This window comes from Peribacillus sp. P4_B1, from assembly GCF_056402395.1.
On sequence record NZ_JBFUHM010000018.1, the window covers coordinates 74,524 to 98,019 of the forward strand.

The 23,496-nt window shown below is 38.4% G+C and carries 24 protein-coding genes and 1 pseudogene; 16 read left to right on the top strand and 9 right to left on the bottom strand.

The annotated features are described in order from the left end of the window. Positions 1-81 precede the first annotated feature (81 nt). From AC1DVK_RS12700 to AC1DVK_RS12710, 3 genes are all read left to right on the top strand, one after another. Positions 82-3,435, top strand: coding sequence for a CDP-glycerol glycerophosphotransferase family protein (locus AC1DVK_RS12700; protein ID WP_477626601.1), 3,354 nt, complete (start codon positions 82-84; stop codon positions 3,433-3,435). Then, on the top strand, positions 3,420-5,501 hold the full coding sequence (locus AC1DVK_RS12705; protein ID WP_477626602.1) for a CDP-glycerol glycerophosphotransferase family protein: 2,082 nt from the start codon (positions 3,420-3,422) through the stop codon (positions 5,499-5,501). The genes AC1DVK_RS12700 and AC1DVK_RS12705 overlap by 16 nt, the downstream gene beginning before the upstream one ends. Before the next feature lie 120 nt (positions 5,502-5,621). Continuing rightward, positions 5,622-5,861 (top strand): hypothetical protein, encoded by a 240-nt coding sequence (locus AC1DVK_RS12710; RefSeq protein ID WP_477626603.1) that lies wholly within the window; start codon positions 5,622-5,624, stop codon positions 5,859-5,861. Between the two features lie 185 nt (positions 5,862-6,046). On the opposite strand, the gene AC1DVK_RS12715 is transcribed toward AC1DVK_RS12710, so the two are convergent. The 6 genes from AC1DVK_RS12715 to AC1DVK_RS12740 form a co-directional block, all read right to left on the bottom strand. Beyond that, positions 6,047-6,235, bottom strand: coding sequence for a hypothetical protein (locus tag AC1DVK_RS12715; RefSeq protein ID WP_061461991.1), 189 nt, complete (start codon positions 6,233-6,235; stop codon positions 6,047-6,049). A gap of 90 nt (positions 6,236-6,325) precedes the next feature. Next, positions 6,326-6,529, bottom strand: coding sequence for a YheE family protein (locus AC1DVK_RS12720; protein WP_061461992.1), 204 nt, complete (start codon positions 6,527-6,529; stop codon positions 6,326-6,328). 63 nt (positions 6,530-6,592) lie between these two features. Further along, positions 6,593-7,789 (bottom strand): YheC/YheD family endospore coat-associated protein, encoded by a 1,197-nt coding sequence (locus tag AC1DVK_RS12725; RefSeq protein WP_089364920.1) that lies wholly within the window; start codon positions 7,787-7,789, stop codon positions 6,593-6,595. Continuing rightward, the gene (locus tag AC1DVK_RS12730; protein ID WP_477626604.1) at positions 7,786-9,153 is read right to left on the bottom strand and encodes a YheC/YheD family endospore coat-associated protein; all 1,368 of its coding nucleotides are present in this window, start codon (positions 9,151-9,153) and stop codon (positions 7,786-7,788) included. The genes AC1DVK_RS12725 and AC1DVK_RS12730 overlap by 4 nt, the downstream gene beginning before the upstream one ends. Before the next feature lie 3 nt (positions 9,154-9,156). Further along, positions 9,157-10,227 carry a YheC/YheD family endospore coat-associated protein gene (locus tag AC1DVK_RS12735; RefSeq protein ID WP_089364922.1) on the bottom strand — a complete coding sequence of 357 codons (1,071 nt, stop codon included), beginning with the start codon at positions 10,225-10,227 and terminating at the stop codon, positions 9,157-9,159. Positions 10,228-10,243: 16 nt separating this feature from the next. After that, a complete protein-coding gene (locus AC1DVK_RS12740; protein ID WP_477626605.1) occupies positions 10,244-11,605 on the bottom strand; it encodes a YheC/YheD family endospore coat-associated protein in 1,362 nt (453 codons plus the stop codon). A gap of 137 nt (positions 11,606-11,742) precedes the next feature. Between AC1DVK_RS12740 and AC1DVK_RS12745 the strand changes: the two genes are divergently transcribed. The 5 genes from AC1DVK_RS12745 to AC1DVK_RS12765 all read left to right on the top strand — a co-directional run bounded on the left by AC1DVK_RS12745 (position 11,743) and on the right by AC1DVK_RS12765 (position 15,117). Continuing rightward, a complete protein-coding gene (locus tag AC1DVK_RS12745; protein WP_477626606.1) occupies positions 11,743-12,882 on the top strand; it encodes a DUF445 domain-containing protein in 1,140 nt (379 codons plus the stop codon). Positions 12,883-12,955: 73 nt separating this feature from the next. Then, a complete protein-coding gene (locus AC1DVK_RS12750; RefSeq protein WP_061461998.1) occupies positions 12,956-13,312 on the top strand; it encodes a YlbF/YmcA family competence regulator in 357 nt (118 codons plus the stop codon). 147 nt (positions 13,313-13,459) lie between these two features. Continuing rightward, entirely contained in the window at positions 13,460-14,326 is an 867-nt protein-coding gene (locus AC1DVK_RS12755; protein ID WP_477626607.1) for a Cof-type HAD-IIB family hydrolase, read from the top strand. Positions 14,327-14,440: 114 nt separating this feature from the next. Beyond that, positions 14,441-14,713: a transcriptional regulator SplA domain-containing protein gene (locus tag AC1DVK_RS12760; RefSeq protein ID WP_477626608.1), complete on the top strand. Its 273-nt coding sequence runs from the start codon at positions 14,441-14,443 to the stop codon at positions 14,711-14,713. Positions 14,714-14,955: 242 nt separating this feature from the next. Further along, complete coding sequence (locus tag AC1DVK_RS12765) at positions 14,956-15,117, top strand: hypothetical protein (RefSeq protein WP_477626609.1); 162 nt, start codon at positions 14,956-14,958, stop codon at positions 15,115-15,117. A gap of 208 nt (positions 15,118-15,325) precedes the next feature. Here the strand turns inward: AC1DVK_RS12765 and AC1DVK_RS12770 are convergent, their stop codons facing one another. Next, positions 15,326-15,769 (bottom strand): DinB family protein, encoded by a 444-nt coding sequence (locus AC1DVK_RS12770; RefSeq protein WP_410864215.1) that lies wholly within the window; start codon positions 15,767-15,769, stop codon positions 15,326-15,328. Between the two features lie 304 nt (positions 15,770-16,073). On the opposite strand from AC1DVK_RS12770, the gene AC1DVK_RS12775 reads away from it, so the two are divergent. The 3 genes from AC1DVK_RS12775 (at position 16,074) to AC1DVK_RS12785 (ending at position 17,497) form a co-directional block, all read left to right on the top strand. Next, positions 16,074-16,220 carry a hypothetical protein gene (locus AC1DVK_RS12775; protein ID WP_477626610.1) on the top strand — a complete coding sequence of 49 codons (147 nt, stop codon included), beginning with the start codon at positions 16,074-16,076 and terminating at the stop codon, positions 16,218-16,220. 268 nt (positions 16,221-16,488) lie between these two features. Further along, positions 16,489-16,884, top strand: a complete 396-nt coding sequence (locus tag AC1DVK_RS12780; protein WP_089364928.1) for a hypothetical protein — start codon at positions 16,489-16,491, stop codon at positions 16,882-16,884. Between the two features lie 127 nt (positions 16,885-17,011). Beyond that, positions 17,012-17,497 carry an HIT family protein gene (locus AC1DVK_RS12785; RefSeq protein WP_410864213.1) on the top strand — a complete coding sequence of 162 codons (486 nt, stop codon included), beginning with the start codon at positions 17,012-17,014 and terminating at the stop codon, positions 17,495-17,497. 159 nt (positions 17,498-17,656) lie between these two features. On the opposite strand, the gene AC1DVK_RS12790 is transcribed toward AC1DVK_RS12785, so the two are convergent. Further along, positions 17,657-18,535 (bottom strand): dimethylarginine dimethylaminohydrolase family protein, encoded by an 879-nt coding sequence (locus AC1DVK_RS12790; protein ID WP_176432072.1) that lies wholly within the window; start codon positions 18,533-18,535, stop codon positions 17,657-17,659. 271 nt (positions 18,536-18,806) lie between these two features. Between AC1DVK_RS12790 and AC1DVK_RS12795 the strand changes: the two genes are divergently transcribed. From AC1DVK_RS12795 to AC1DVK_RS12805, 3 genes are all read left to right on the top strand, one after another. Next, positions 18,807-19,016: a transposase gene (locus AC1DVK_RS12795; protein ID WP_410864211.1), complete on the top strand. Its 210-nt coding sequence runs from the start codon at positions 18,807-18,809 to the stop codon at positions 19,014-19,016. Further along, the gene (locus tag AC1DVK_RS12800; protein WP_477626611.1) at positions 19,013-20,629 is read left to right on the top strand and encodes a long-chain fatty acid--CoA ligase; all 1,617 of its coding nucleotides are present in this window, start codon (positions 19,013-19,015) and stop codon (positions 20,627-20,629) included. Before AC1DVK_RS12795 ends, AC1DVK_RS12800 begins: the two co-directional genes overlap by 4 nt. 99 nt (positions 20,630-20,728) lie before the next feature. Continuing rightward, positions 20,729-21,520, top strand: coding sequence for an enoyl-CoA hydratase (locus tag AC1DVK_RS12805; protein ID WP_061465994.1), 792 nt, complete (start codon positions 20,729-20,731; stop codon positions 21,518-21,520). 326 nt (positions 21,521-21,846) lie between these two features. On the opposite strand, the gene AC1DVK_RS12810 is transcribed toward AC1DVK_RS12805, so the two are convergent. Beyond that, positions 21,847-22,173, bottom strand: coding sequence for a hypothetical protein (locus AC1DVK_RS12810; protein ID WP_477626612.1), 327 nt, complete (start codon positions 22,171-22,173; stop codon positions 21,847-21,849). On the opposite strand from AC1DVK_RS12810, the pseudogene AC1DVK_RS12815 reads away from it, so the two are divergent. Continuing rightward, positions 22,167-22,596 (top strand): annotated as a pseudogene (locus AC1DVK_RS12815) (transposase); the annotation flags it as partial. The gene AC1DVK_RS12810 and the pseudogene AC1DVK_RS12815 sit on opposite strands and share 7 nt — an antisense overlap. A 481-nt stretch (positions 22,597-23,077) precedes the next feature. Continuing rightward, a complete protein-coding gene (locus tag AC1DVK_RS12820) occupies positions 23,078-23,236 on the top strand; it encodes a YjcZ family sporulation protein (RefSeq protein WP_081108718.1) in 159 nt (52 codons plus the stop codon). Positions 23,237-23,496: the final 260 nt, after the last annotated feature.

Sequence of the window (23,496 nt, forward strand, 5' to 3'; positions counted from 1 at the left end):
TAAAAATGGGCTGCTTTTTATAGTATGATAGTCATAGAATATGAACAAGCTACATTACATTGAAAAAAAGGTGATCAACTAGTGGAAACAATTCATGCAACCAGTTTTAACTTAAGAGGCTCAAAGATTGAAATAATCATAAATGAAAATATAGAATCAGCCGATATAATATTGCAAGATAATGAAACGAAAGAAGAACATATTTACGATAAAGTAATTTGTAAAAGTTTGAATGAGGAAACCTGTTTGACCATTTCACTTGATAATATGAACTGGCCAGATGTACATAGGACAACTTATACAATTTTGCTTAAAATGAACCAAGAGTTGTTCAGACTGGTCAAACCTACTATAAAAAGAATGAAGAATCGATTGTTCGCCCGTTCTTATTATCAAATTTCACAAAACGAGACTGCAATCATCTTTCTGAACAAAAAAAACACCCTAAGTATAATGTATGGCAATTCAGCCAGCATATTTCGTGCATCCTGTAAAGTGGTTTCGGATAATTTATACATCTCCGCTATGGAAGTGGAGGGGGAAAAGGCAAGGTTTTTCCATGAAGAAGGAGAGTTAGGTAAGCTATTTCTGACAATATATGATCCTGCAACCGAGTGCACCTCAGCAATTGGAGCCGTGCAGGGTGAAAGGAATACAATAGAAGTGGATTTATCAAAACTTGCTGAAATTCCTTCCTCTGCCAACTTGTATGTTGAAGCGAAAATCGGCAAGGTTTTAAAGTCATACAAACTTCAGTTCAATTCCAACCTTGTTCACAGACATAGTGAGCTTTCCTTTTACGAAATGGATCCGTTGGCTAATTCATTGGAAAGCATTAAAACACGATATTTTGATGAACTTGAAATAAAGGGTGACCATCTTCTTGTTCGATTGATGGAGCCTTCCTGTCAGCCCACTTCCGTTGTTTTTGAAAAAAGCACATCAGCAGAATGGGTTCAAACGCACGAATTCAGACAGGATGGACAACTTTTAGTAATCGATTTGAAAAAAATCTTTAATGATATCTTTTTTAAAACTGGTCAAAAGTGGAAGGTTTATGTTAAAGAGGTCATTGCCGGGGATGTACAGTTAAGTAAATTAAAACCCATATCAACATTTGCATTTCCTCAATTGGAACAGCTACCTCTTGAACTGGTGAAAACTCACGCCATGGCTTATATCTCGCCTAAAGCTGAGTTGGGAATTCTATTGGGTGAAAGTGAAGACGTCAATAAAGCACGTTTCTATATTACGAAGAATAGACTGCCAATACATGACTTAAGCTTCCATGAATATGAATTATCTTTTTCCATGGAAGATATCCAAGATGCCAAGGTTAATTCCGCGTACGTAGTTATTAAAAATAGAAAAAGCGGAGAAATGCATCGAGTGCCATCGATTCTAAAAATAAACTCCCGACAAATTGAAGTCCATTCGAATTTGGAGCCATTTATTAGAAGTGGGATAATTCCATCAAGGTGGGATGTTTTCATTGAGATAACGTATGCGAATGTAATGGAATTGAATCGGGTTGGTTTTTACGACCAAAAGAAACTTCCTATGGAAGAAAGATATTTACCTTCGATTCAGGCAGATGAAGAGAATGTTTTTACACCTTATTTAACAGCCCGGAATGAACTCTCCTTTGTTATTGGTACAGAGTTTGCACTTCGGCATGAAAAATTAAAGTCAAAAATTCTGATTAAGAATGTTGTTCTAAAAAAATCGATACTTGAAATCGAAATAATACTCTCTTTGCCAGACGCTCAAAGTTATCAAGTAAAGGGAATGTTACTTAAGCATCGTAACAATGAGGCATTTACGCGACTTCCCGTGACTTTAAAGAAGAAGAGCATATTATCTGAAGTCAATTTGGACGAGCACGAATTTGAACAGTTTTATTGGGATTTTTATGTATTGGTTGACGTAGAAGGTGAGGATTACGAATTAAAACTTAAACGTCCAACAGATAATGTCCGTAAAAAATTGAATAGGACTATTAATGATTATTCATATTCAAAAGAGGACGACCATGTTGTATATCCTTACATTACAAGAAGTAACTCTCTTGCGTTAACATACAGAATGAAAAGTGTTTATGAAGCACCAATTTTCAAGTGGAAAGAAAAAATATCCTACTTCGTTTATAAAATGCTTAATAGGTACTATGATCATAAAAATATTTGGCTTGTTTACGAGAAGATGTCAGAAACCGCACAGGATAATGGCTATCACTTTTTTAAATATTGCTATAATGAACAACCGGAGAGAAATGTCTATTATATTATAAAAAAAGATTCTCCTGATATGGCTAACCTTAAAGGGTTTGAGGATCGTGTAATCCACTTTATGAGCTTTAAACACTTGATCTATTTATTTTCCTCTAAACTGCTCATCGCATCAGAAACCAAGGGACATTCTTATGTTTGGCGTGTACAAAAGGGTAAAGTGATTGAGTATTTAAGAAGGAAGAGAATTGTCTTTTTACAACATGGAGTGCTGGGTTTAAAGAAAATCGATAGTACGCTAAATAAGGGTTCATCAGAGGAAGTGGATTTGTTCGTTACCTCTTCAGATTTTGAAAAAGAAATCGTGAAAAATTATTTTGGATATAACGAGAAGGATATCATCGTTACCGGTTTAAGTCGATGGGATGACGTAAACAAAGAAGAAACTCCAATAAAACGACAAATTTTCTTAATGCCTACATGGAGGAATTGGCTTAATGAAGTGTCTAATGATGCATTCATTGAATCGAATTACTTTAAAAGTTATATCGGTTTATTGAATTCGGAGAAATTGATGGACTTGCTCCGGATACACCAGGTGGAATTGAAGTTTTATGTCCATCCTAAATTTCAGCCTTTTATTGATCAATTCCATACAACTTGTGATCAGATCGAGATAATCAAGTTTGGTGATGTTAATATCAGCAAGTTGATCCGTGAATCGGCACTCTTGATCACTGACTACTCAAGTGTTGCTTGGGATATGTACTATCTTGAAAAACCGACTATCTTTTATCAGTTCGATCTCGATGAATATACGGAATTACAAGGAAGCTACATGGATATGAATAAAGAATTATTCGGGGATCAAGCACTGAATACGGATGATTTGTTAACTTCCATTGAAAATAGCATACGTAACAACTTTGAAGAACAAGAAATCTTTAAAGAGAAAAGAAGTCAATACTTCGCTAATATCGACAATCAAAACAGTGAACGTATTTATAATAATATTTTAAAGAATGAAAAAAGATTAAAGCCAAGAAAAGTTTCTTTTTATAAAAAACTCACAAAGGTGACATTGCTGAGAAAGATGTGGCGCTTTGCAAAACGCAAAAAAATAACTAGGAAGCTGGCTTTTTCATTAAGAGATCATTTAATGAATCTGAATGAAAGGGGGGTTCGCGGCCTATGGGACAGAAGATAATCACGGTGGATCATCTAGTATGTAAAGATGAAAAAATCTCCTTTCATTTCAAGAATCCCCATCCAGTGGAAATCATTGGCATTGAAGAAAGCATGAAAATAAGATGGACATTCGATACGGATATAATCGATTCAAAAATGGTAATCGACCTTAAAAGCTTTAACGCAGAATATTATCAAGCGGCATCACGCTGGAAATTGTATGTGGAAGAAAATGGGGAACTGCATCGAATACAAATTAGCGGGGGAAAGAATGAGTATTTCCATTCAATCCCCTCTATTGGCGTTCAAGTGATAACCCCCTACATCACCAGAAATGGTGGTTTAAGCATCGTGATTAAACAACCGATCCACCTGTCGGATGAGGTTCTTTCAGCAAAAATGTCGCTGATGTCTTTAAATTTTAAAGGTAACTTCCTGACTGGTACCGTACGCCTTGAAATGAAAAGGGAATATGAAATGGTCGGACTAGTCTTAAAGCCGAGGGATATATCCGAGGACAAGCAGTATTTGTTCAAGGTGAAAGGGAAAGATAAACTTTCTTTTGAAATCGATGTTGATTCAATGGAATTGCGCCCGTTTTATTATGATTTTTATTTGTTAGTCAGGGTTGATGGGAATGATCATTATATTCGATTTAAGAATCCTACGTGGTCGGCATCAAGAAAGTTGAATAAAAGACTTTTTGGAATGTCCTATACTTTTGATAACGGTTTTTGGATTTATCCATATATCACGGCATCAGGTACATTGGCATTAACTTATAAGGAAAAAACAGAATACGAATCGAATATGTACTTTTTTAAAGAAATTCTTGCTTCTTGGGTTTTTAATATTCTTCGTCCTTATTATATGAAAAAAAATATTTGGTTGATTTACGAGAAAACGGCTGATAGGGCCCAAGATAACGGTTATTATTTCTTTAAATATATTTATGAAAATCATAAGCATCAACAAGCTTATTATATTATAAAGCCTGATTCAGAAGATTATCCGAAATTGGAAGGCATGAGAAATAGAGTAGTTGAATTCATGAGCTTTAAATATATGGTTTACATGTTTTCTGCTCAGCTGCTAGTGTCTTCTGAAACAAAAGGGCATGCGTACGACATACGCATTCAAAAGGGCCGCATTAGAAAAGCGATGAATTATAAGCCGCTTGTCTTTTTACAACATGGTGTTATTGGCTTGAAGAAACTTAATAGCATCTTTAAAAAATCAAGCATTAATGCACCAAGTCTTTTTGTCGTTTCTTCACCTGCTGAAGGAAAAATCATCCAGAATCATTTCGGCTATAGTAAAAAGGAACTTATTGTAAGTGGCCTGCCGCGATGGGATGTCATTGAAAATAAGTCTAAGGGAAAAAGTATTTTATTAATGCCGACATGGCGTGTTTGGCTTGAAAACTTGCCTTTTGAGGAAGTGGAAAAAAGTGAGTATGTTCAAGTGTTCAGGACGTTTTTACAATCTAAAGAATTGAGCCAGCTATTGGAGCAACATGATTTGACGCTGTATTTTTATTTGCATCCTAAATTCGAAGACTTTATTGACCATTTTTCAAATAATAATCATAGGATCATCATTTCTAATGAACAGGACTTAAATTCCTTATTAATGCAAACTTCCATGTTGATTACGGACTACTCAAGTGTTGCGTGGGATATGTTTTATCAGAAAAAGCCTGTAATTTTCTACCAATTCGATCTAGAAACATACAATAAGTATCAAGGCAGTTATATGGATTTAGATCATGAGTTATTTGGTGATCAAGTTTTCACTACAGAAAAGTTGATATCGACCATTAAAGATTATACAGAAACCGGTTTTGAAGAAAAAGAAGGCTTTGGTCTTTTAAGAGAAATGTATCTTCCCTACATTGATCATTCCAATAGCCAACGAGTTTATAATGGAATTCAAGAGAAACAAGGGATGTTGAAGAAGATTAAACGCAAGCAGTCGATTTCAAGGCTTTTGAGTAATCCTGGGTTACGTTTCCTTTGGAGTAAACTTAATAATGTGAAACCCATAAAGAGAGTGGGAGAACGAATTCGGTTGAAAACTAAATAAGTACATTTACAATTGAAAAATGGCGAATACATTTATTTGTTGCTATGTTTCGTATGCACTCAAACAACTTCCGTGAGGAAGTTGTTTTTTTATTCTTTAAATAATAACAAATCATAAGGAATGTCCGGTCAAATGATCGCACGGACATTAGGGCTATTGATGTTTGGAATGGTTGAATACTTTACCGATAATTTAAAAACACAGGTTATGGATTTTATCAAAACTCGTAAAAAACTGGCAAAGGAAATTAATATATATGTAAAAAGTTCAAATGAAAAAGAAGCACTTGCACAATCTAGAAATGGTTATGAAAAAGTGAGAGGGGAAATGTTCGGGATATTGCCAGTATTTGATACATAGCAGGATATTTGAGCCTTGAATTAGGGGTGTACTAGTCATAGCTAAAGGAAAAGAGCTTAGTTCGTATTTTCTTTTTGTCCTTATGTATCTCTATTGAAAACTTAGTCGGATTTCTACCTGACCTGGTGATTCATTCTTTGTATTCCGATTGGATCAGGGCCCTCCAAAGAGAGCCCCTACTGGGTTTATTTATTGATATTGGGATCTGTTTCATCATAAAAATCATGTGCTTCCTCGATGTTTTGAAGGTTAGCGACTTCATACACATTTCCGCCTGCCATTCCTTCATTGATGATACGGTCGATATCCAGGAAAACAGAGTCCTTGCCATCATATTCGGTATCCTTCAAAAATGTCATTTTTTCTTTATCCAAAATAAATCCCTCCAGCCTTTTCTTTAGTTTAGGCAAAGGAGAGTTTTTTATACTGTTCAGGGGTTTCAAAATCAAAAGGGGGGATAGGGTTCATTCATATACATGATAGACCATTAAGTCATGTATCATGCTTTTTAGTTTGGTTTCTTCTGTTTCAGAAGGTTTGTTGGCTGTCCACTCGATGGATCCATCTTTATGATATATGGCTTGAACTGCCTGCTTGTTGAAATAAAAGGAAATTTTCCATCCTGGCAAATTTTTATGCAGTGGTGACCATTGAAAATGGGTGATCATATGTATAACCTCCATATATGCTGTCTCTCATTTCATTATAATGGAAAACGGCAGCTGGAGGTGTTATTTTATTTTCAGGTTGGAAAAAGTTAATTCGATGAAAAGGTTTTTTAAATGCAAAAGCCTGTTGACTTCAATTTCCTCTTCATCGAACTGCATGGGCTTTGAGTTCACTTCGTATATGAAGAGCGAGCCTGTTTCGTCTTCCCCAATATCAATGGAAAACTCACCGAGAAAACCGACTTTTTTAGAAAGAATCTCTCCGCATTTTTGAGCGATATTCGCTAATTTTAGATTCAAGCTTCTTGATTGCAGGTTTTGATAAGGGAAAAGCTTACCCCCTTGTGGAGTGTGGGTAGTGATTTCCTGAGTTTGTGACATCCTTACTGCTTTGCCGGTCACTTTATAAAAACCTTTTTCATAATGGACGAGAATCCGGTAATCGTAACGATGTCCAAGAAGTTTTTTTGGGCTGATCGCCTGTTGGGCAAGGTAGCTTCTTTTTAATAAATCCTTTTTTTTCGTTTCCCAGAATGAGGCGAAATCAGGGAAGGATTCACTATGCTTCAGGCTATTGAACAAAAGCGTATCATCATGATTTTTGATGATCGTATAAATGCCCTTCCCTTGGCTTCCTTTGCAGGGTTTAAGGTATATATGCCTGTGGGTTTCCAGAAAAGCATCCAGGCAATCGCTGTTCCTTAGAATCATGGTGGGTGGAAGGTGATTGGTGAGGGATCCATCTTCCATTAAAGCTTCGAACATTACATATTTATCAAGAAAACAAGGGTTGAATAGGTTCATTCTATATTCTTTAAGGTGAGTGATAAGACGTTGGAATTCCTCTGACGCCTCATAGCCCCTTGAGGGGATTCGGTTATAGACGATGTCTGGGAGCGGCATCTTACACTCAATCCACTTGTTTGAAATGGAGGAAAAAACATACCCTCTCAACGTCTCGGAGTGAAGGGCATTTCCTGTGAATGCAAAGGTCAGAATCCCGTGCTTCAATAAAAATGATGATAGGTCCCGAAAAAGGGTCAAGTTTCCTCCCAAGCCTGATTCCTTTTTGGGATTGGAAGCAGTCAAAATTCCGACGACAAGCATCCGGTTACCTGGAAATACTGTGATTGGAATTAGGGGTTGATTCAAATGGTCCTTTTTATAGCTTATTTCCTCTACGGCAGCTCCGGCGAAAAGTTCCGCATTCTCTTCGGTGTGGTACCAGTTTTCAGAGGGGATATCGTAGAAAATGTTCATCGCTGTACACTGATTGAATTTGTAATGGTCTGTTCCGTAAGATAAATGGCATAATCAAGGCTTAGCTTTCTGGTTAGCAATTCGAAATCCTTGAGCTTTGGATGGGAAAAGATAGAACGTCCTGGTTTGGAATTGGCCTCAAACATCCAAACCTGCCCTTTTTTATCCAATCCAAAATCAAAACCTATTTCTGCGATTATGCCGTCCAAGTGCTTTTCCATACTATCACTTAAAACCAGTGCAGCCTCAGATAGCTTTTGTTCGACTTCTTTCGCCTCATCGTCATCTCCAAACAGTTCGGCAACCGTTTTGATGACGCCCCCGCTTTTAATATGGGTCGTGACGCTGCCGGCACCGGCTATTTTTGCGGCGATCGCGGTTACCTGCCATATTCCATTACTGTCCTTGTTCGTATGGACCCGGAAATCTACAGGGCGTTTTTCAGATCGAATTAATGGGACGCCCTGCTGTACGATAAGATTCTCAAGGGGTCGGTCATGAAAGATATGTTTAACGATGGCTTCCAGTGTGGAAAACTTTTGCAATTTATTTTCTTTTGCCTCATTTTTATAGCGGCAATAGTAAACATCTTCATGCTTATCATAAATAATTTGATGAATGCCTAGTCCGAGACTGCCGTGAATTGGTTTAATATAAACTTGGCGGTAATGGGAAAGAAGGGTTTCCACCACGGATATGGATTGAAATGGATACGTTTCAGGTAAATAAGGCAGTGCCCGCTCATCCGCGCATAACCTTTCATTTACATCCCATTTATTGAAAAAACCTGGATTATACCATGGAATGGTATATTCTTTTTGAAATTTATGCTTCACCTCTTTTGGTCCATCGCGATTTTCCGTCAAACGATTGGGGAGGCGGTCATAGATGACATTTGGAAAAGGAAATTCACAAATGTGCCAGTCATCGTTCTCAAACACATAACCTTTGATTGTCTCCTCATCCCAATTGATTACATTTTCTCCAAAAACAAAGGGGATACAGCCTGTTGTCCGGCTCAGTGAAAGGAGCTTTGCAAAAAAATCCGATCTCTCCCCCAATGGTTTGTTGGAAATGCCAGTGAAGCCTGAAGAAAAAATTCCGACAAGCGGACCAATATGGATGCTCTTGCCGTATATGAATAAATGAAGAGGAATATCGGTCTGATCGAATATTAGCGATTCCGCAAGACTTTCTGATAGGACGATTGATTGATTGATGGCCGGGTTTTGTTTAACGATGGCAGGACATGAATGCCGCCCGAAATAAATTAATTCAATCTCTGCCAAATCTCCAAGCTCTGAAGGGTAGAATAGAACATTGCCAGGGATAGCGGCAATTTCGGCAGGATAAGTCTTTCTCACTTTCTATTCACCTGCTTTCTGAAGATGATCGGCTAAATACCGGCTATATTGAAATGGTGCACGATGAATATCTTTCATGGCCTCCGGCTGAATTGCCTGAATGATTTTCCTGCCGGGTTTCGAGTTGATGTCCATTATCCATATTTGCCCTTTTTTATCGATGCCTAGATCAATTCCCAACTCGAATAACCTTTCAAAAACGGCCTCGGTTTCTCTAGGAAGGGTGCGAAGGATATGCTGGATCTTTTGTTCGACAGCAATCGAAATCGTTTCCGGGTTTTTTTTGATGAAAGTATCCAATGAAATGGCTTCCCCGCCCGTGGCGAGATTTGATGTAATTCCGTCTTTTTGTCCAGTGCGAATTCCGCGGCCCCGTTCCATCCATTGATTCTTCTCGTTTTTTTGTAGTAAAATTCGTAAATCGAATGGCTCGTTTTTTTCGTTGCAAAGATCCAAATATGGCTGGCAAAGGTAACGGTATCGATTTAATAAATGATGCAGCCATTTGTTCAGCTGAGATGTGGAGGTGAATTGGCGATCGTATTTGGTGCCTTTTTTCGTCATGGAAACCAAAGTTCCGTCTGCGGTTTTTGATAGAAGATAGATACCTGTACCGCCTGCACCGAATTCAGGTTTAATAATCACCTTATCCAGGCGTTCCAAATGATCGGTAATATCTTCAGGTGTTGTCACTTGAAAGGTCTCTGGGAAAAATGCTTGTAGGAGTGGATGATTTTTTAGGATTTGGTAAACTTCCCATTTACCAGGAAGTCCAAGCCCTAAGAAATTCGAGTTATCTTTTAACCAATCGATTTTATCTCGCGTTTCCGTTGACTCACGGGATAATCCATGAAAACAGCGATCATATACAAAATCAGGTAAATCAAAGGAAGTTGGAATCCATGTTTCATTCTCGGCATCAAAACGCTCGCCCCGCACTTTTTTTAAATCCCTATCAATATTTTCCGGTGTGAATTTACAAACTTTCATATTAAATGATTTAGCGGTTTTGGCTATTTCGGTGAAGTAATTGTTTTCATGTGAATCCGACGTGGCCATTAATCCTATTAACACGTGCTAGCAACTCCTTTTATGGATAGTTTTCGCGGTTAAGGACGAGCATGAAATCTATGATGGATTTTACTGATGGACGAAAGATTTCATAGTTGCCTTGAAATTTTTTCGATGGTTTCGAATTCACTTCGATGATCCATGGGTGTGTATCGGTATCCAGTGCTAAATCGATTCCGAGCTCGCCGAATGAATCGTCATGGTTTTCGACCAAGGCCTGGGCTGCGTTTTTAGCCAGACGTACGAGCTTTTGATATATGTGGCTGGCTTCATGAAGGTCAAATGCTTCCCTTAGGAAATCTGGCCCGTTTTTCATTAATCCGCCTTGTGCAAGATTGGAAACAATAGTGCCTGGGTCTCCAATCCGGGCAACCATTGATGTAACTTTCCATTGAAGCTGATCATTCCGGTGAAGCAGTATGCGGAAATCAACTTTTCTCTGATCAGTTTCGAAAAGGGAAATCCCCTTTTGAAGAATGAAGGCTTGTTTTCTGGAAAATCTTTTTAAGGCGTTATACAATTTTTCATCCGTATCTGCAAAATGTACATCCCGGAGATGTCCGGAGTGCTCGATTTTCCATTTTTCAGCTACTTGCGTTAACCTGCAAATATTCCTGCCTTGACTGCCAGATGCCGGTTTGAAGTAGATTACCGAATGCTTTTCTATAAATGTCAAGAACGGCTCCTTTTCGTTAAAAAGTATCGTATCAGGCAAATTTGGCAGCAAATCATTTTCTGAAATCAATAGCTCGTGTACATCATATTTGGAAAGGAACCTTCCATTGAACATCGGTATCGACCGTGCCTCCAGTTCATTTTTGAACAGCTCGAAAGCATGCGATGCTTCAAGTTTGCGCGAATGGATCCTGTTATAAAAGACATCAGGAATGGGGAGGGGCAAGATGTGCCAGCCATCTGGCCCTGTCTGATATCCTTCTACTACTCCATCTGTAAGCGACTGAAGTTTTACTAAATAGAAGGGGATACCCTGTTGATTACAGTATGATTTCATTTCCTGGTAAAATTTTTCCATTTCGCCGAATGTCCCGTCTTGCAAGGGAGTCTGGTTCATGAGTGCAGCGAAGAAAGGGCCTATTTTGATTGACCTTCCTTCCTTATGAAATGAGACGGAAATTGGATCTGGAAAAGCAGGTAAGGATAAAATCTGGTTCATGTCAAATGAAAGTTTCAATGTAGGCATTGATGAAGGGAATGGTTGGACAAGCACAGGGACGGAACGGCATCCAGCCATGATCGTAACGGGTTCTCCAAATTGAAGGCCCCATTCCTCAAATAGTTTTTCTTCGATAAACAGAAGCGCCTTCTTTCTAGTCACTGCAGGGTTTACCGTAATGAAAACTTTCTGATGGTTAAGGTTCATAATAATTCCCCGTTTGCACTAAGTTTGATATCCTTTTATAATTAAATGATGGGCAAAAGTGGATAACACATTCTATGTTTTTTTTATCAGAAGGTGTCATTAAGCCCATAGTTCAAGCAATAAAAGGAGAAATTTTCATGGGTGAGTTTTGGATAAAGATACTGTTTATGGTTGTCGTAGGTGCTGTAATAGGAGGTTTCACCAATTTATTGGCTATCCGAATGCTATTCAGACCTTATAAACCAATCTATATTTTCGGGAAACAGCTGCCGTTGACACCAGGGTTGATCCCGAAGCGGCAGGATGAGTTAGCGAAACAGTTGGGTAAGTTGGTGGTTGATCATTTAATCACGCCAGAGAGCATCCAAAGTAAAGTCATCAATGATGCCTCTATACAGAATATGAAAATTTTCGTTCAGGCAGAAGTAAAGAAAGCATTGTCCACGGAAAAAAGTACTGCTCAATTGCTTGATCAATTGGGAATGAAGAATTCTTCATTCACGATAGAACAGAGATTACAAGCATTCATTCTTGGTAAATATGAAACATGGTCGGAAGAGAACCGGAGCAAAAGCTTGAAGGATATCGTCCCGCCGCAGATTCAACAAAAAGCACTTGACTCGATTCCTGATATGTCACGATTCATCGTAAAAAAGGGAAAAGAGTATTTTAACAGTGCAGAAGGCAAAGGCCGTCTTGAAGACATGTTGGATGATTTCTTCAAGGAACGGGGCAAGATGATCAATTTAATTCAGATGTTCATTGGAAACGAAAAGTTAATTGATAAGATCCAGCCGGAAATCATAAAATTCTTTGAACAATCCCGAACGATTGATATATTGTCAGGGATGATGATGAAAGAGTGGGGAAATCTGGAGAAATGGGATGTAGAGAAAATAGAGGAATTGATCGGTAAAGAAACGATTAGACAATTGATTACCGAAAAAACGGCAGAAATGATGCCAGTCTCTTCTATCATGAATAAGCCGGTTCGAGAATTGACAGCCAGTTTCACTAACACCATTGTGGAAAAAGGTGTCCCGATTTTCGTGGGAAAAGGTGCCGAGTATTTAATCAAGCATTTTCAGCCGCTTTTCCAAAAGCTTCACTTGGACGATATCGTGGAAGAACAGGTTTCGTCATTTTCGGTGTCCCGGCTTGAGGAAATGGTCGTTTCAATCACTAAGAGAGAATTGTCCATGATCACATACCTCGGGGCTTTGCTTGGTGGAATCATCGGTTTATTTCAAGGTTTCGTAACTGTTTTAATAGGATGACGTGTAATTCTCAAGTGGATTTGTTATAGTGGAAAAGATGTAGGAATACAATGATTACAGGGAGGGGAAATAAATGAATAACGTATATGATGCAGCGTACGAAATGGAAAAGGCGATTAGGGCAAGTAATGAATATGCCGACTTGCAACGCTTATATGATCTTGTCAATTCTGATGAAGCAACAAAAGGAATGTTTGAAAACTTCCGCAATCTGCAGATGTCATTGCAGCAAAAGCAAATGATGGGACAGGAGATCGCTCCAGAAGAGGTTGAGCAAGCACAAAAGACGGTACAGCTTGTCCAACAAAACCCAACCATTTCACAATTGATGGAAGCTGAACAACGGATGAGCATGGTGATCGCAGACCTCAATAAAATTATCATGAAGCCGCTTGAAGATTTATATGGCTTGCCTGAGCAACAGCAATAAGAGTTGGAGACTCCCTTCTAAAATGGTTGGGAGTTTTTTTGTTCCCAAGAATGTACCGTATGCAAGGGGCATGAGCTACTATTTGTTCTACTCTCTAAATTTTTGTCATAAATTTGAAAGAGGATACTACAGATGGGGGAGATCAGCATGGTATATCGTCTACTTGCGGTCAATATCGACGGGACATTGCTCCAATCGAATGGCCGTTTAAATAAATCGACTAAAGAAGCAATCGATTATGTACACCAAAAAGGTGTCCATGTTGCACTTGTAACGTCAAGAAACTATCATTCAGCAAAAAAAGTGGCCAAAGCCCTAAAAATAAATCCGATGATCGTTGCTCAGCAAGGAGCTTTTGTCGGAGCTTCCATTGAAAAGCCCATTATGGTAAAAAGAATTTCAGAAGAACTGACTGCAGAGCTTGTACAAATGCTTGAAAAGGCCACGTGCCAAATTTTGCTCGTCCATGAAAAATACTCGCTGGGAAATCGGGTGAACCTCCCGGAGAATTTACTTGGCAAAACGGTTATGTATCTGAATGATCAAAATATTTATGCGCAAAATTATGTGGATGATATCAGTGAAGAGCTCATTGACCAGCCGATGGCCCCTACGAAAATGGATATAATATTTTCAGAAAAAAGTGATCAAAATGATATGCTGAAATTAATAAAGGAAATGTTCCCTGAGGTAGATGCAATCTTGCATCCAGGACATAAGCTGACAATTGTTCCAAAGGGTGTTTCTAAATGGAGTGGTGTATTGTATTTAGCTGATCATTTAGAGGTGAAAAGAACGGAAATCGTCTCGATTGGAGATGGATTGGATGATATGGAGATGATTGCCTGTTCTGGTCTGGGTGTTGCCATGGGCAATGCGGATGAGGAAGTTAGGAAAATGGCAAAATGGGTGACGCGCTCCAATGATCAAGATGGTGTGGCCTACATGCTAAGGGAATTTTTCCGGAAACAGCATCCAATCGATTTTCTGCAGAAGATGAATATGCTTAAGTGAATGTCGGGCTCCTTCATATAGAAGGGGCCCCATTCATATAATTCCGCTTTACGCGGCCTGGTATTTGTCATAAATAATTCTAAGCATCTTTCCATAAACTAAAGGAAATCAGTAATGGAAAGGAAGAATTCAATGGGTGTAATCAACGCGAAAGAGGTTCAAGTCGGAGACGAGGTGTTTGTGATTTATAATAATCCCCATGTTCCTACCGTTTCGAATATAAGGGCAGCGGAAATTGTCCCGCATCCCAAAGATCCAAATGCAGTTGCCTTGTTCTTGAACGATACATTTCATACTATTGAAGATGATGATGCATTGTTCTCTTCGGAAGCCGCAGCGGAAAAAGCATACAGTGATTATATGAATAACCAGGACCAGATGACTTGAGAAGACGTGTACGGAGAAAGAATGAAAAAATGAAAGCCCTCGCCTTAGCGGGGGCTCCTTTTGATAATTGGCCTGCAACATCGATCTTCGCAGAAGCGCAGAATTTGACCCATATGAAAAGTTTTCGTCAAATAGCCGCAAGATTGACCATTTCGCCATACGTTATAAAACCTTTGAAAGGTTTCTCTAGTTTTTCATTCAGGCGTTCTTCGGGAATGGAGAGAAGGAGGTCGTATTATTCTTTGAATTGTCGACTCAGTACTTCAATGGCTGGAACGGCGTTTATCCATTCGGAAGAATTAGTGCCTTTAGCGAATGAATCAGCATATTACGCAGGAAAAAAATTGCCGACTTTTAGGGTGGTCAAGAAAGAATTTTTTCGATACAAACAGGGTGTGACCTAGATGCCATTTAATGGTGTTGTTGAAACCCTATGGTTAAATGGTTGGAAGTCAGGGGTAATGAGATCAATGGTCATTTCAAAAAAATCCCCTCTAATAAATTAGAAGCGTTACTTTAATGGGTTCATATATGTAACTCCTATTATGTATGAAAGCAAATCCTTGTTCATAAAAAAAACTGTCACCCATTTTCAGAGTGACAGCCTGTGGCTTAATCAGTTAGTAAGAGTTTCATTGCATGAATTTGTCCAATGTGATTGGCTTCGTGCAGGACTACGAAATTAATGAATTCCCCCACTGTTTCCATTCCGTTGAAAGGCTTTGCTGTTTTCTCTGTCAATCGTTCTTCAGGAATTTCAAGAAGTCGGCCAAGTTGTTCTTGCAGCTGTTGCTTTAAAACTTCAACGGAAGGTACATCCCCGGTCCAGTCGGAGGGTTTTGAGCCATATCCAAATAGCTGGCTGTAATTCGCTGGCAATTCACTGTTGGATTTCAATAAAAAATTTTCGGCTGCAGTAAGGACATGTCCAAGATGCCAATGGATTGTATTATTAAAACCTTCAGGCTGCACATCCATGAACTCTGGTTTGATTCCCTCGATTTCTTTTAAAAGACTGCCGCGCATAACCGTTAGCTGATTTTTTACATAATTCATTTTACATTCCCCTTTCAATCTCTTTTTAATAAAGACTATCTCTTGAAATTATAGCAAGGATATTTCAATATTATCAAACTTTAGATATGTCTTTTCAAAAGGTTTGGAAGAAGGGGCCACAATGATGTTGACGACACAGTCGGCGAAAAAGGTATACAAAACGATGGTTGAGCAGGCAATGCAGGAAACCGAGCTGATTTTGATGGTAAAAGGCTGATAATGGATCACTTGCTTTTCGAATCCTTCAGATCAGAAGGACTCTGTACTCTTATTGGAAGGATATAGTCATCTGGGCTCATTATTATTGAAACATGAAGTGGATGGGAAAATCATTACAGATCTCGATGAAATGCTTTCCTCGTTAAGCAGCCTGGCAGGGTACCATTTACATTATCATACTGGTATGGGTGTGGGTCTCTGTTTAGCAAGCTTCTGTTCACGTCGATTTTAAGTATCCCCTTTGTCAAAATTTCTTTGTCCAAAAAAGTCAATCGTTCACTCATCCGATTGACAGGTGTGATAAGCATGGTTTTCGGTTGGGTTTGGTTGAACGCAGGCTATAGCCGAAGGGATACCGGGGGCATGAACTCTCAAGTGAAAAACTTGAGGTTTTTTTACTGCTTAAAACGATAAACATTCCTATTACTCTTTTGAGTGGACTAGTATAATGAAATATATTGGATAAATAATCCACCTAAGGTATGAGGAGATGACATGTAATGAAAAGGAAACCATTCCTGCTTGCACTTAGCCTATTATCAATAACATTTACCGCAGGTTGTACAACAAAGCAAGAACATATTTCCATTCAAAAATATGAAGGTAAAAACTACAAATTCGAAGCATATAAAGAAAAGATAGAGATTGAAAGAACAGAAAAAACAAAAGAGATAATAAAGAATGCTGACTGGGACAAATACGAGTTGGAGAAAGGTCATCCTAAGGCGGACTATATCTTTTATTTTAATGATGATAAAGATGAAGGGAAGATACCCGTGTATTATGTTTGGGTTAATTCCGAAGAAAATAGTGTGGAATTGACGCGGGATAAACATAGCCAGTTTGTACAGTTAAATAGAAAGGATTCTGAAATTCTATTAAGACTGCTGCACTAATTAAAAGAAAGTGGATATCCAAGTCCTGTCATTTCAAAAAAACAAGCATTCTATTATCAGATTATAGATATCTATGTACATTAACGAAAATCAACAGAGTTAATTAAGTACTCTTTTGGAGGGATTTATGAGGAAAATGACTTTGTTTAATGGAAAAACGATTGAAATCGAATGTTTAAGCTGTGCTTTGACGAATGGGGAGATAGAAGCGGATGGTGGTGCAATAGTCGAAACCGAGTATTTTCATGCTCACCAAGACGTTGCATATCCCATTGTAGGTTTAGTTATTTTAGCATCCAAACGCCATATTAAGTGCTTTGATGAATTATATGACTTGGAGAAGGTTGATTACATAAACATATTATCCAAGATTAGAAAAGCTCAAAGGGAGGTACTAGGGATAGAACATGTTTATTATTTTTACAATGAGGATACTCTCCACCATTTTCATACTTGGATGGTTCCTCGATATGAATGGATGTACGATTTTGGACGTTCGGTGGAATCTGTTAGACCGGTTTTGCTCCATGCAAGAAATAAATTGAACAATGATGAAAATTTTAAAAGTGTACTTGATGGAATCAAGGCTTTAAAAAAAGAACTAAACCCTTAATTATTCCTTGTTCCTCAAACAGATGCGGGAGCTCCATAAAATTAAAGAGACCACTCAAGCGGTCTCATTTGTTTGTACAAAAATCAACAATAATGTTTGAAAAAGTTGAATTAAACAGGGCTTCAAAAGGGCAAGTACGGTAAAATCTTTTCATTCTTCTCAGGCTGGATCAATCTTCTTATTCGTTGTCCTCAATAATGGCATGGTGCAACAACGGAAAGAGCCACCGGACTTGATGATTTCGCTTATATCAACTTCTATGACTTCGTATCCGCGTTCACGAAGGTGACTATTTACCTTTTTATTACATGGGAGGCTGAATAATTTTTTATTCCCAATGGAAAGCACATTGGTCCCTAATGTGAATTGTTCTTTTATAGTCACTTCAATTATGTCATAACGTGAAGCTAATAAATCCAACTCTTTTTTTGTAAAGGACTCTGGAAAAATAAGCGCCTCTGTTGGTGATATGATATTGAAAACGCAGTCTAAATGAAGGAATTTTTCAATGAAAGGCACCGCGATGATTTCGTATTCCGGTAATAAGGTTTGGAGATGCTTAATAGATGTTTCATTCGTTCTATCACTGACTCCAATATAGATGGTTTTTCCGTCGATAATGACATCCCCTCCCTCTATATGGTTTTCGCGGAGGTTGAAAAATGGGATACCATTCGTTTCGAGCCAGGATTTCAATAATAGTTCCTCACCCTGCCTGATACCTGTAGCCATCTCGGCTACGTAAACGGTATTGCCAAGAGTGAAACCGATATCTCTCGTAAAAACCTGTTCTGGATATGTATATTTAGGCGGAAGTTTGATGACTTCAATCCCTTCATGTTCAAGTGCCTTAATAAATTGGGCGTGCTGTTCCCTGGCAAGTTCCTTATCGATATTTTTTTCTATAAACTCTTTTTGCGTTTCGTTAATGATTTCACGGATCTCCATATAACGAGGTTCACAGACGATCACCCGTGATAGCTTTGAATATTCGCTCGCACAATATGCCTCAAGTTCTTCGTTTATCTTGTTTACCATAAATGAGCTCCCTTTTAAATATAATTGTATCTTTACTATTACCTCTTTTTCTGGAAAGAAACATAAAAAATAGGTCGTTGCCTCGTTATTCTTTGTCTTTAACTTAAAAACGGGCCGTTGACCTATAATTCCGACATTCTTAGAACTGCAGGGTGAACGATTAGAATATTTTAAAAAAAGGATCTGGTTGATATTCCCCCTTAAAGTAGCCAGTGTAAAAAGTCCATGAAAAAACATGGATGTTACACAATTTCTTGGAGGGAATTTTATTATGGCTAAAAAAGGGGATAAATTTCAAACTTATTCAGAGGAATTCAAGATTCAGGTTGACCAAAGTTATTTAAATAATGAGGGTAGCCAATCTGCTATAGCGAAAAAATATGGTCTTAAAAGTAAAAAGCACCTAGGGATAAAGGATTATTTTTTTTCTGGTCGAATATATAATGAAGACGTTTTCAATACAAGGGGGAGATTGGAATGATGGATACTCCATTAATCATGACTCAAATCATTGAGAGAGCTGAAAAATATTTTCCGAAGAAAGAGGTAGTTTCGCGTACGGATGGTGGAATTCACACTTTTACGTATGCTGAAATTGCTGCGCGTACAAGAAGGCTAGCTAGTAACCTTGAAAAATTCGGTATTAAAACAGGTGACCGTGTTGGAACACTTGCCTGGAACCATCATCGGCATTTAGAAGCTTATTTTGCGATTCCTTGTCATGGCGCTGTCCTACATACAATTAATATGCGTCTCTCACCCCAACATGTTTCTTATATCATCAATAGTGCGGAAGATCGATTATTACTGATAGATCCGGATGTCATCCCCCTGTTAGAAGCGATTAAAGATGAGTTAACGACCGTGGAAGGATATATCTTAATGACCGATAAAGATGAGCTGCCTGAAACGACCCTTTCACCAATTTATCATTATGAAAAGTTATTAGCCGAAGGGAATCCAAAACAGCCCTTCATTCAAGCTTTGGATGAAAATGCTCCTGCCGGCATATGTTATACCTCCGCCACGACCGGGAATCCAAAAGGTGTGGTTTATTCACATCGCGGGATTTTGTTGCATGCGATTGCATTGGGACTTGCTGATTCTACAGCAATAAGCGAACGGGATGTGGCCCTTGCAGTCGTGCCCATGTTTCACGTGAATGCTTGGGGCATGCCTTTTGCCAGTGTTTGGTTTGGCACTAAGATGGTTTTGCCTGGACCCTACTTCACCCCAAAAATTTTGGCAAAGCTTATAGAAACGGAGAAGGTTACAATTGCAGCAGGGGTTCCGACGATATGGCTGGGCCTATTGAAGGAGCTGGAAGAAGGTAGCTATGATATGAGCAGCATTCGCGCAGTTTTATGCGGAGGGTCGGCTGCCCCAAAAAGCATGATTAAAACCTTTGAACAAAAGTACGGGATTCCATTCCTGCATGCCTATGGAATGACTGAAACAAGCCCGCTCGTTTTTGTTTCCAAACCAAAAAGCTATCAGGAAGACCTCCCTGAAGAAGAACTATATGAGTTGAAGGCCAAGCAGGGCCTTGTCTCGCCAATGATTGAAATTAAAGTGATCGGCCAGGACGGCGAAGTAAAACCTGATGGAAAAGAAATGGGCGAATTACTAATTAGAGGTCCATGGATTGCGAATGAATATTTTAAGGATGAGCGGTCAGAGGATACTTTTAAAGATGGCTGGCTTTATACCGGGGATGTTGTCACGATTGATGAAGAAGGATTCGTGAAAATCGTCGACAGGACTAAGGACTTGATTAAAAGCGGCGGTGAGTGGATTTCTTCCGTTGATATAGAGAATGCATTAATGGCCAATGAAGGAGTCTTTGAGGCGGCGGTGATTGCAGTGCCTCACGAAAAATGGCAGGAACGACCGATTGCTTGTGTTGTTTTGAAAGACGAATACAAGGGGCAGGTGTCCCAAGAAGACATCATCGAATTTTTAAAGCCGCAATTTGCAAAATGGTGGCTGCCGGATGAAGTGGTCTTTTTGGAAGATATTCCGAAAACGGGTGTTGGGAAGTTCCTGAAAAGGGCTTTGCGAGATCAGCTTCAGGATAAATATATCAAGAAGTGATAATATGTTTATTTAATTGAAACTTTTCACCCTATTCTGACAACTTATCAAAACTATATAATAGATTCATAGAACAAAAGAGGAGGAAATAAATTGAGTATTGAATCGACATTACCTGCAGGCACTGTTTTAGTCACATATTCGGACCGGACCGCTACTGTTGCAATGAACCGTCCAGAGGCCATGAATTCTTTAAATCCGTTAATGCTGCATGATTTCATTAATGCCCTTAAGGAAGTAAGTGAGAATGATAAAGTGGACGTCGTCATTATAAAAGGGAATGGGAAAGCATTTTCCGCAGGTGGTGACATTAAGATGATGCTCGCGCCTGGAAAAGAAAACGCTTTCGATGAACTGATGGATGGAATCAGTGAATTGGTGACAACTCTATACTTCATGCCTAAATTGACCATCAGTGCCATTCATGGTGCAGCTGCAGGGCTTGGGTTGAGTATAGCTCTTGCAACCGATCACCTTATTGCCGATTCGGACAGTAAGGTTGCGATGAATTTTATCGGGATTGGATTAATCCCTGATGGCGGCGGACACTTTTTCCTTGAACGCCGTCTTGGTGAAGTAGGTGCGAAAGAATTGATCTGGGAAGGTAAAGTGCTTACAGCGCTTGAAGCAAAAGCAAAGGGCCTCATTCATGAAGTGGCAGACGGAACCTTGGAACATGCGGTAGAGAAGAAGGTGCAATCATGGCTGCAAAGCCCGGTTCAGGCCATGATTAAAACGAAAAAGATTCTTAGTGAAAAAAATCGCCCGCTATTAATTAAGATCCTTGAGATTGAAAAAGCTGCTCAAATGAAAATGCGTCAAACAGCGGACCACCAAGAAGGAATAAAAGCTTTCGTCGAAAAAAGAAAACCAAACTTCATCGGAAAATGACTGTATGTCACTTTATGAGTTATTTTCATCTATTTTAAGCGTTATTTTGCACTATAAGTGAATATAAAAAAGTCCAATTTCTCAGCATTTAAATTGAGAAATTGGACTTTTTTCGTTACTCCGGAAAGCGCCCTTTTCTGGAATAAGCATATAAGTTTTATAATCTGGTGTACTCGAATACTATTTAACTCGATATTCGTAGTGAGTATTTAAAAATTCTTTAATTTCATTGTTAATTTCTATTAAATGTTCTCCAGAAGGAAAATGTCCCATATCCAATGTTTTGAATGCAATTAAATTTGATATGATTTCTCTTACTACTTTGTTTAATCGATTGGCTGGGAAAAGATATCTTTTTCTCCTGCGATAATCAAAGTTGGACAGCTGTAATGCATTAATTCCTCCTTCTCCATTAATTTAGGCATTTCTTGATCAAGTTTAATAAATTTAAATATATCTCCAATAATGAGTTTATCAATTTCTTTCATACTATTAGTTGACATAATGTTTGTAATTTTATTGAGATATTTTTCAGATGAAGTAGTATTGAACAGGATTAAAGGAAGATAAATATTCTTAATCATTTCAAATTTAGACCCTGACCGTATTCTTGCTGGAGAGACTAATATAAAACAATCAATCTTATTCGGCATTAAATCGGGAATTCCTTCAAGAAGAAGAGAAAAAAGTAGTGGTCAGCGATTTAACATATGTCAAAGTCAAAAATAAATGGCATTACATTTGTGACTTTGTCGATCTCTTTAATCGTGAAATCATTGGATTAACACAGGACCTAACAAGGACGCGAAGCTTGTGGCAAGAGCGTTTGCATCTATAAAAGGGAACCTCCGTGATATTCAGCTCTTCCACACAGATCGAGGAAATGAATTTAAAAACAAACTGATTGACGAAACGTTAAACAAATTGAGATTGGTCGTTCACTAAGTATGAAAGGTTGCCCTTATGATAACGCTGTCGCGGAAGCGACCTTTAAAATCATTAAGACTGAGTTCGCCACTCTTGGCTACTTAAGTCCTCTAGAATATAAAAAATTATCCCTTAAAAAAGTTGTTTGATTTAGTTTGACAATCCAAACGTATGATTCCTTTGTGAGAGCATCGGTGTTGTGCGTTCTTTTTTAAAAAGGGGAGAGGTTGGAGTTAGTGTAGTTTCATGGACGTATTTTAGTTAAGTCAATGATTTTTGAGAGGACGTGTTCGTATTGGAACGTTAGAATACAGGGAAGAAATATAATAATGAATACAAGAAGACCATTGTAGATCTTTATCACTCGGGTAATTCAGTAAGAGAATTAAGGGGCGAATATGGTGTATCAGACGTAATAAATGGGTTAAAGAATTTGCCCCTATCTGTCAGTTCCTTTAATTTTAATTTTTCTTTTTATTTCTTTAACCTTTTTTTCTCTAATTTAAATATAAGATAATGTAAAGAATCGCACATTTAAAAGGCTTGCCAATCAGTAACTTTTTCCAGATTAGGGCATAAGAATATATAACCCATTTGAGTTCCTCCTAAAAAAAAAGGAGATGTTTAGATATGTCAGGTTGTGGCAATAGTTGTGGCGGTGGCGGTATTGGATTTGGTGGAGGTTTCGCCTTTATAGTCGTATTGTTTATACTCTTAATCATTGTTGGATGTAGTTGTGCCGGCGGGTACGGCGGTGGATACGGCGGCGGATATGGCGGATACTGCTAAAACATTATAAAAAAAATCCGACCTCAATTGGTCGGATTTTTCAGTTTGTAGACAAAAGGGGTTCGGAATTAAAAAATTCCGAACCCCTTTTTGAGATTCCCTTTGAATTTTTGCCTGAAGTTAGGAGATTGGGGCTCTACGAGCCCACTATGTTAGGCCATTTTTGGACCTCGCCATGTCCAATTGGCCATCTTCTTTAAATTAATGGCAGCGAAAATAAGCATCGCCTGCATCGACAATTTTTTAAGTCCCCTTAAAGT